The 8,466-nt window shown below is 70.1% G+C and carries 11 protein-coding genes; 7 read left to right on the forward strand and 4 right to left on the reverse strand.

Going from position 1 to position 8,466, the window contains the following annotated elements; translation table 11 throughout:
• The first annotated feature begins 5 nt into the window (after positions 1-5).
• Positions 6-1,220: a YibE/F family protein gene (locus QZ483_RS02180; protein WP_297081344.1), complete on the forward strand. Its 1,215-nt coding sequence runs from the start codon at positions 6-8 to the stop codon at positions 1,218-1,220.
• Positions 1,217-2,392, forward strand: coding sequence for a tRNA dihydrouridine synthase DusB (dusB, locus tag QZ483_RS02185; protein ID WP_297081345.1), 1,176 nt, complete (start codon positions 1,217-1,219; stop codon positions 2,390-2,392). The genes QZ483_RS02180 and dusB overlap by 4 nt, the downstream gene beginning before the upstream one ends.
• A 6-nt stretch (positions 2,393-2,398) precedes the next feature.
• On the opposite strand, the gene QZ483_RS02190 is transcribed toward dusB, so the two are convergent.
• Entirely contained in the window at positions 2,399-3,061 is a 663-nt protein-coding gene (locus QZ483_RS02190) for a dihydrofolate reductase family protein (RefSeq protein WP_297081346.1), read from the reverse strand.
• 195 nt (positions 3,062-3,256) lie between these two features.
• Between QZ483_RS02190 and QZ483_RS02195 the strand changes: the two genes are divergently transcribed.
• The 5 genes from QZ483_RS02195 (at position 3,257) to QZ483_RS02215 (ending at position 7,404) form a co-directional block, all read left to right on the forward strand.
• On the forward strand, positions 3,257-4,303 hold the full coding sequence (locus QZ483_RS02195) for an intradiol ring-cleavage dioxygenase (protein WP_297081347.1): 1,047 nt from the start codon (positions 3,257-3,259) through the stop codon (positions 4,301-4,303).
• 42 nt (positions 4,304-4,345) lie between these two features.
• Positions 4,346-4,585, forward strand: a complete 240-nt coding sequence (tatA, locus tag QZ483_RS02200) for a twin-arginine translocase TatA/TatE family subunit (protein WP_297081348.1) — start codon at positions 4,346-4,348, stop codon at positions 4,583-4,585.
• Positions 4,582-5,364 (forward strand): twin-arginine translocase subunit TatC, encoded by a 783-nt coding sequence (gene tatC / locus QZ483_RS02205; protein ID WP_367117077.1) that lies wholly within the window; start codon positions 4,582-4,584, stop codon positions 5,362-5,364. The genes tatA and tatC overlap by 4 nt, the downstream gene beginning before the upstream one ends.
• Positions 5,365-5,375: 11 nt before the next feature.
• On the forward strand, positions 5,376-5,960 hold the full coding sequence (locus QZ483_RS02210; protein ID WP_297081349.1) for a hypothetical protein: 585 nt from the start codon (positions 5,376-5,378) through the stop codon (positions 5,958-5,960).
• 178 nt (positions 5,961-6,138) lie between these two features.
• Positions 6,139-7,404, forward strand: a complete 1,266-nt coding sequence (locus QZ483_RS02215; RefSeq protein WP_297081350.1) for a deoxyguanosinetriphosphate triphosphohydrolase — start codon at positions 6,139-6,141, stop codon at positions 7,402-7,404.
• A 4-nt stretch (positions 7,405-7,408) separates the two neighbouring features.
• Here the strand turns inward: QZ483_RS02215 and QZ483_RS02220 are convergent, their stop codons facing one another.
• The 3 genes from QZ483_RS02220 to QZ483_RS02230 all read right to left on the reverse strand — a co-directional run.
• A complete protein-coding gene (locus QZ483_RS02220) occupies positions 7,409-7,813 on the reverse strand; it encodes a hypothetical protein (protein ID WP_297081351.1) in 405 nt (134 codons plus the stop codon).
• Complete coding sequence (locus tag QZ483_RS02225; protein ID WP_297081352.1) at positions 7,810-8,229, reverse strand: hypothetical protein; 420 nt, start codon at positions 8,227-8,229, stop codon at positions 7,810-7,812. The genes QZ483_RS02220 and QZ483_RS02225 overlap by 4 nt, the downstream gene beginning before the upstream one ends.
• 24 nt (positions 8,230-8,253) lie before the next feature.
• Positions 8,254-8,466: DUF6941 family protein (locus QZ483_RS02230; RefSeq protein WP_297081353.1), on the reverse strand; the 213-nt coding region annotated here is incomplete at its 5' end.

The following is an 8,466-nucleotide window of genomic DNA, read 5'->3' on the forward strand; positions in this document are numbered from 1 at the left end:
TGCTGATGGGCGCCGGCCACTCGCACGGGCTGGGCGTCGACGGCGGCCTCGAGCGCGCGCCGCGGGCGTCCGAGCGCACCACGATCATCCTGTCGGTGATCGTGGGCGTGGTGCTGTTCCTCACCACCGTCGGCGCGATGGCAGTGTGGCCGCAGGACTGGTCGCTGCTGCGCTCCGTGCCCACCACCTACACAGGCGCGACGTGGGAAAGCGCGGTAGTCGAATCCGTCGGGGCCGACGGCGTCGCGCAGGTGACGGTGCGCGGGCAGGAAGAGGACGGACTCCAGGAACTACAGCCCGCATCGCTCGGCACGTTTGAGTATGAGACCGGCGACCGCGTGCGGGTGCTGCAGGTCGAGACCGGCGAGTTGATCTTCGGCGACTTCGAGCGCGCAGGGCCGATGCTGTTCCTGCTGATCGTCTACGTGGTCCTGGTGGTGGGCATCGCGTGGTGGCGCGGCATTGGTGCGCTGCTGGGCCTGGCCGCCGCGTTCGGCATCATCATCTTCTTCACCGTGCCCGCGCTCTTCGACGGCGGAGACCCGCTGGTGATCGGGCTCGTGACGGGCTCCGGGGCGCTCGCGGTGCTGCTGTACCTCGCTCACGGCTTCAACGCGCGCACCACCACCGCCTACCTGGGCACCCTTGCCGGCTTGTCGATCACTGCGATCCTCGCGTGGTGGGCGGTCGACGCCTCGCGACTCACGGGGATCTGGTCCGAGGAGGGCACGCATCTGGAGCTGTCAGGGCGGAGCGTGGACCTGCAGGGCCTGGTGCTGTGCGGCATCATCATCGCGGGCCTGGGCGTGCTGAACGATGTGACCGTCACCCAGGCTTCAGCCATCTGGGAGCTGCGCGCCGCCCGGCCCGAGATCTCCCGGTGGAACCTGTTCCAGCGCGGCATGCGCATCGGCCGCGACCACATCGCGTCGACGGTCTACACGATCGCCTTCGCCTACGTCGGTGCCGCGCTGCCGGCCATCATGCTGATCAGCCTCTACGACAGCGCTCTGGGCACCACCCTCACCGGCGCAGAGATCGCCGAGGAGGTGGTCCGCACGCTGGTGTCCTCAATCGGCCTGGTGCTCGCGGTGCCCTTGACGACGGGCATCGGCGCCCTCGTGGTGGGGCGTGACGCGATCGCGGACGAGGATCGGCGCACGGGCGACGAGCCCGACGGCCCCGGCACGCCCGGCGCATCGGCGACAATGGAGTCATGACCACCACCGCATCGGCGAGCCCCCGTGTCCTGCCGCCTCTGCGCATCGGCCCCCTCGAGGTCGACACTCCCGTGGTGCTCGCTCCCATGGCAGGAATCACCAACGCGGCCTTCCGGCGCCTGTGCCGCGAGCACGGAGGCGGCCTGTATGTCGCGGAGATGGTGACCAGTCGCGCTCTCGTCGAGCGCACCCCAGAGAGCCTGCGCATCATCCACCACGACGAGGATGAGAAGCCGCGCTCCGTGCAGGTGTATGGCGTGGATCCGTCGACCATCGGTGCTGCGGTGAAGATGCTGGTCGAGGAGGACCGCGCCGACCACATCGACATGAACTTCGGCTGCCCGGTGCCCAAGGTGACCCGCAAGGGCGGGGGAGCGGTGCTGCCGTGGAAGCGCGACCTGTTCCGCGACATCGTGCGCGCCGCGGTCCGCGAGGCGGAGCCGTACGGCATCCCGGTCACCGTGAAGATGCGCAAGGGCATCGACGACGACCACCTGACCTACCTCGAGGCGGGCCGGATGGCGGAGCGCGAGGGGGCAGCCGCCGTCGCCCTTCACGCGCGCACCGCCGCCGACTTCTATTCCGGCACCGCGGACTGGTCCGCGATCGCGCGCCTCAAGGAGGCCGTCACCACCGTTCCCGTGCTCGGCAATGGCGACATCTGGTCTGCCGAGGACGCGGTGCGCATGGTCGAGCAGACCGGGTGCGACGGCGTCGTGGTGGGGCGTGGCTGCCAGGGCAGGCCGTGGCTGTTCGGCGACCTGCAGGCGGCCTTCGAGGGGCGGTCCGAGCGCGCGCGCCCGGACCTGCGCACCGTCGCGGACACCATCTACCGCCACGGCGAGCTCATGGTGAGCTTCTTTGGCGACGACGAGACCAAGGCCATGCGCGAGATTCGCAAGCATATGGCCTGGTACCTCAAGGGCTATCCGGTGGGCGGGGATGTCCGTCGATCGCTGGGGCTGGTCGAGACGCTCGATGGCCTGCGCGCGCTGCTCGACTCGCTGCCCCTCGACACTCCCTACCCGGGAGAGGCCGCAGAGGGTGCCCGTGGGCGCCAGGGGACGCCCAAGCGCCCGGCCTGCCCCGAGGGCTGGCTCGACACCCAGGACATCACTCCCGATCTCGAGGCGCGCCTGCGCGAGGCGGAGCTCAGCGTCTCCGGCGGCTGACCGGATCTACGCGAGTCCGAGGGGCGGCTCGCCGGGGTCCTTGTCCTCGACGTCTGCGGCAGGGCCGCCGCCCTCGGGCACCGCTGAGACGTCCTGCGGTTCGCGGGCAGGTGTCAGCGTGAGCTGCACGAGCCCGTCGCCGTATCGGCGCACATCGACCACCGTGATGTGGTGGCGCGCCTCGACTCCCGCGAACAGCGGGTGCCCGGCGCCCAGCAGCGTGGGGTGCAGGGTCACGATGAGCTCGTCGATGAGTCCGGCGTCGAGCGCCTGGCGGATGATGCTCCCGCCATCGACGTAGACGTCCTTGCCGCGCGCGGCCTCGCGCGCCTCCTCCACGAGGTTGTCGATGGGGGCCGATGCGGCGGTCACGGTGGGCGCCTCGGGCTCCAGCGGCCGCGCAGTCGCCACGATCACGGGCACGTCACCGTAGGGCCACTCAATATCCATGCTGGCGACCACGTCGTAGGTGCGCCGGCCCATGAGGATCGCACCCACATCGGCCATGAACTCGTCGTACCCGACCGCGTCCGGAGCGGTCGACGCCCACGGCGCGGCAGCCATCGGGGCCCACGCGGGGCGCGGCGCCTCGAGCCACGCGATGTCGTCGTGCGGCCCGGCGATGAAGCCATCGAGCGAACTGGCGATGTACACCCGTACCCGTCCCATGCGCTTCACGCTACGCCGCGGCTCGGAGTCGCGCGCGGGAAGTGGACGTGTGCATCGGAGCTGCGTCCGTCACTCCCAGCAAACCCTCATGCGGTTCTCAGCGTGGTCCCAACTCCCTTGAGCAGGCTGGTCATCACCTCGCACCGCGACTGCGGCGCGACTCATGATTCGAACGAACCTTAGGGAGGCAGTCCCATGTCCCGCGTACCCGAACCTGACCAGACCCCCGCTGGCCCGTCCTACGAGGGCCGGCTCCTGGACCACCCGGACGAGCCGATCGTCGACCAGGGAGCCGCCTTCGACATCCGCACCGCGATCAGTCGGCGCAGCGTCGTGGGGCTCGTGGGAGCAGGCGTGGGCGTGGCGGCACTCGCCGCGTGCACGCCGACGTCGTCGAGTGGCACCTCCACCGCGACGGGGTCCGCCGGATCCAGCGCCGACGTCGACCTGCCCAGCGGCGAGATTCCCGATGAGACCGCCGGACCCTACCCGGGCGACGGGTCCAACGGGCCCGATGTGCTCGAGGAGTCGGGGGTGGTTCGTCAGGACCTCACGACCTCGATCGACGGGGGAGATGCCGTGGCCGGCGTCCCGCTGACCTTCGCGTTCACCATCACCGACATGGTCAACGACGACGCCCCCATGGTGGGTGCCGCCGTCTACGCGTGGCACTGCGATGCTCAGGGGCTGTACTCGATGTACTCCGAGGGCGTCGAGGACCAGACCTGGCTCCGTGGAGTTCAGGTCACCGACCAGGACGGACGCGTCGAGTTCACCTCGATCATGCCGGGCTGCTACACCGGCAGGTGGACGCACATCCACTTCGAGGTCTACCCCGACGTGGACGCGATCACCGACGCCGCGAACGCGATCGCAACCTCGCAGATGGCCTTCCCCGAGGACGTCCTCGACGGCGTCTACGAGCTCGCCGACTATGACGGCTCCGCGGCGAACCTGTCGCAGATCACGCTTGACTCGGACAACGTATTCGGCGAAGACGGCGGGGAACTGCAGATGGCGGCCATCTCAGGCGACGTCTCATCGGGCTACGTCGCGTCGCTCGTCGTTCGCGTCGACACCAGCACCGAGCCCGCGGGCGGCGACGCCCCGGGCGTCGGCGGCGGCGAGGGCGGCGAAGGCGGCGCGCCTGGCGGCGAGGGCGGCGAAGGCGGCGCGCCTGGCGGTGGTGAGCCCCCGTTCGGCGACATGCCCGAGCGTCCCGACGCGGAGTCGGATTCCTGACCCCTCGCACCCATCTCACGACTCACACCAAGGAGAACCATCATGTTGCAGAACCTCACCGGGTGGCACGCCATCCTCATCCTCGTCGTCGTCCTGCTGGTCTTCGGGGCCTCGAAGCTGCCTGCCCTCGCCAAGAGCGTGGGGCAGTCCGTCAAGATCCTGAAGGACGAGGTGGCGGATGACTCCGCAGCGCCGCGGACCGTCGATGCCGAGCCTGTGGCCTCCGAACGACCACGTTCGACCACGGGCTCGGCCGCCCCGACGCAGCACGCAGCGTCGTGACCGCCACCGCCACCTCCGCGCGGGCGCGCATGCCGCTCGCGGATCATCTCCGCGAGGCCCGCAATCGCGGGATCCGCGCGGCGGTGGCGGTGCTCGCGGCCATGGCCGTGGGCTACGTCCTGGCCGACCCGATCCTGAGCGCCCTGCGTGAGCCGGTGCTGGCGATCGCCGATTCCCGCGACGCAAGCCTCAACTACGACTCCGTCACAGGGGCCTTCGACCTCAAGCTCAGGATCGCGGTGTTCGCCGGCATCATCCTGTCGAGTCCCGTGTGGCTGTACCAACTGTTCGCGTTCATCACTCCGGGTCTGACGCGCAAGGAGAAGCGCTACACGTTCGGTTTCGTCGCCGCGGCCGTGCCGCTGTTCCTCGCAGGATGTGCGGTGGGCTTCTGGATCTTCCCTCACATGGTCGAACTCCTGACGTCCTTCGCCTCGACCGAGGACTCCACCATCCTCCAGGCAACCTACTACGTGGACTTCGTGACCCGGATGGTGGTGGCGGTGGGCTTCGTCTTCGTGCTCCCGGTGCTGATCGTCATGCTCAATCTCTTGGGGGTCCTGCCTGCGCGCACGATTCTTGCGCAGTGGAGGGTGTCGGTCGTCGCGATCGTGGTCTTCAGCGCGCTGGTGACGCCGGCCGCGGACGCGATGTCGATGATCGTCGTCGCCGGCGCGATGACCGCGCTGTTCTTCGCCGCGTACGTGATCGCGGTTGTCCATGACCGCCGTGCGGCGCGTCGCGCTCTCGCCGGCACCCTCGCCGGCATCTCCGACTGAGGGAGGAAGTCATGCTCGGTCTATCCCTGGACAAGGTCCTCATCGTGCTGGTCGCCGCTGCGGTCATCATCGGCCCTACCCGGCTCCCGCACTATGCCCACCAGCTTGCCGAGTGGACACGCCGCACACGCGACGCGCTCGAGTCGATGCGCGTGCGCGCCGAGCGCGAGGGCGGGGTGCGTTTGCGGGCGGACGAGTGGCGGACGCTCGATCCGCGACGCTACGACCCGCGGACCATCATCCGCGATGCGCTCGACGCATCGCCGTCCCACCCAGGCGGCCCGCCACAGGTCGTCGTGAGCCCAGGGCGACCTGGCGTGCAGGCTCGACAGGAGTCGGATGCACACACCTGCCCGGCATGCGGAGGTGATCAGAGCGGGGTGGACGCGGAGCTGGCCGCCGTGGAGCCCGCACCGGAGGTGGCGGATCTCGAGGTGGCGGATCTCGAGGTGGCGGATCCCGAGGTGGCGGCGCCCGCGCGGCCTCGCCGTCAGCGCTGGGTGGTGGTGGGTGGCAGTTCGGGACACCCGATCAGGCGCTTGGTGGATGTCGAGGACGACGATGCGGAGCTGAACGCCGCGGCAACGCGAGGGTGACGTGAGCCTCCATCGGCGCTGCATCTTCCACGCAATCTCGCCCAGATGTTCAGTGATCCGGGCCCGTGCGGACGATCGACACGGATCGAGAGCCCGGACACCAGTGAGCCGTGCACGCGCGACACGCGCCCAGGCGCGCTGGGGGCGCCGCTCCCAGCCCTCCGGCTAGCATCGAGACGTGAACGCCCTGCCACCTGGCTATTCCGAGCCGGACGTCGAGCGCTGGATCGCCGAGCCCCCCAAGGCCGCCCAGCGCACGCCGTTCGAGCGCGACCGCGCGCGCATCGTGCATTCGAGCGCGCTGCGCCGGCTGGGTGCCAAGACCCAGGTGCTGGGCCTCGGGTCGGGCGACTTTGTCCGGACCCGGCTCACGCATTCGCTCGAGGTGGCGCAGGTGGGCCGCGAACTCGGCAAGGCGCTCGGGTGCTCGCCCGACATCGTGGATGCGGCGTGTCTCGCGCATGATCTGGGACACCCTCCCTTCGGGCACAACGGCGAGCGGGCACTCGACAAGGTCGCCAAGGACATCGGCGGCTTCGAGGGCAATGCTCAGACGCTGCGACTCGTCACGCGCCTCGAGCCCAAGTCCGTGGATCCGGCGACGGGCCGCTCCGTTGGCCTGAACCTCACCAGAGCGAGCCTGGACGCGGTGGTCAAGTACCCGTGGCGTGAGCCGGCCGCGCCACTACGCCCTGACGGCACGCCCACCCGCAAGTTCGGCGTCTACGAGGACGATCTGCCGGTGTTCGAGTGGCTCCGCGAGGGATCGGTGGGCACCCACCAGAGCTTCGAGGCGCAGGTGATGGACGTCGCGGACGACATCTCGTACTCGGTGCACGACGTCGAGGACTCGATCGTCTACCGCGCGGTCAAGCTGTCCGTGCTGCGCGACCCTGGCCAGGCGAGGGCCGTTGTCGAGCACGCTCGCGAGTGGTACGGCGGCGCGACCGATGACGACGCGCTGCTCGCGGCCCTCGAGCGGCTGCGCACTTTCCAGTGGTGGGCCGAGGACTACGACGGCACTCGCGAGTCGCTCGCTGCGCTCAAGGACATGACCAGCCAACTCATCGGCCGCTTCGCGCAGGGCATCTTCGACGCGACGCGGGCACAGCACGGCGACGGTCCGCTGACCCGCCACCATGCGTCCCTGGTGGTGCCTCAGGACACCCTCGACGAGATCATGATCCTCAAGGGCATCGCGGTGCACTTCCTCATGGCTCCGCGGGAGACGAGCCCGACCTACGGCAAGCAGCGCCGCGTGCTTCGCGAGCTGGTCGCGGCGCTGGCAGACAGGGGAGCGGACGCGATGGAGCCGCAGTTCGCGGTCGACTATCGAGCGGCCTCAGGAGATGCCGAACGGCTGCGCGTCGCGGTGGACCAGGTCGCGTCGCTCACGGACACGTCTGCGTACAACTGGCACCACAAGTACTGCGGGCAGGCGTAGGCGGTCAGGCCGTCGGTGCGCTCACGGCGTCATCCGGGGCGCGGCGCCCGCCGCGCAGCAGCACCACGAGTGCGATCACCGGCAGCGCGAGCGGCACCCATCCGTAGGCCGAGCCGTAGCCGGTCCACACCGTCTCGTCGGGCCACAGTTCCGGCGCCGCGTAGCCCAGCGTCCCCACCACCAGCACGCCCACGAGCTCGACCGCGGTTCCCACGATCGCGACGCGCCGCCAGCCGCGCCACAGCGCCACCGCGATGAGGACGTAGAGCAGGGCCGATGCGCCCGACACCAGGTAGGGAAGCGGCGCGTCCGCGAGCTTGGTGGTGATCTGCACCACGGAGCGCCCGGTCGCGGCGAGGCCGAGCACCGCGTACGCGGCGATGAGCAGGATGCGTCCGATCGCGTTCATGCGGCTCCCAGGATGACGGCGATGCGCCAGGCGAGCACCGCGGCGGCGATGCCGACGATCACCGCGGCCCCGCCGTCCACGCGCGCGATCTGGTCCGGCTGCAGGACGGGGCGGTTGGGGTCGGGATCCGCGGCAGCCGCGTCTGGTGCGCCGAGGCGCCCGATGCCCATGAGGGGCAGGATCACGATGGTCGCCAGCAGGTAGCCGATGGTCAGCACCAGTCCCGCGTCATTGCCGCTGAGCAGCAGCACCACCACGGCAATGGCCTGAACGCCCGTCGCGCTCCACAGTGCGGTCACCGCCCACTCGAGGACCCGGTGCGCGCGAATCCACGCCATCGTCACGCCGCCGAGCACGACGACGAGCGCGCTCACCACCAGCACCGCGGGGTAGATCCCCGCGCTGTAGATCCCCATGCAGGAACTCTCGCTTCGCGGCTGCTACTGCTGCTGCGCCTGCTTCACCCGCATCGGCAGGCGCGAGACCTCTTCGCCGTCGATCGAGATGACCCAGGAGAACATGCCCGCCTCGGCGAAGCGCAGGCCGTCGATAGTGAAGGCGAAGCACGCGACCTGCTCGTCGCCGTCGGCCAGCTGCGGCGGGCGGCCCAGCGTGAACTCGCCGCCCATGGCGCGGACCGGCTGCGGCTTGCC

This window comes from uncultured Demequina sp. (genome assembly GCF_913055775.1).
Lineage (GTDB): Bacteria > Actinomycetota > Actinomycetes > Actinomycetales > Demequinaceae > Demequina.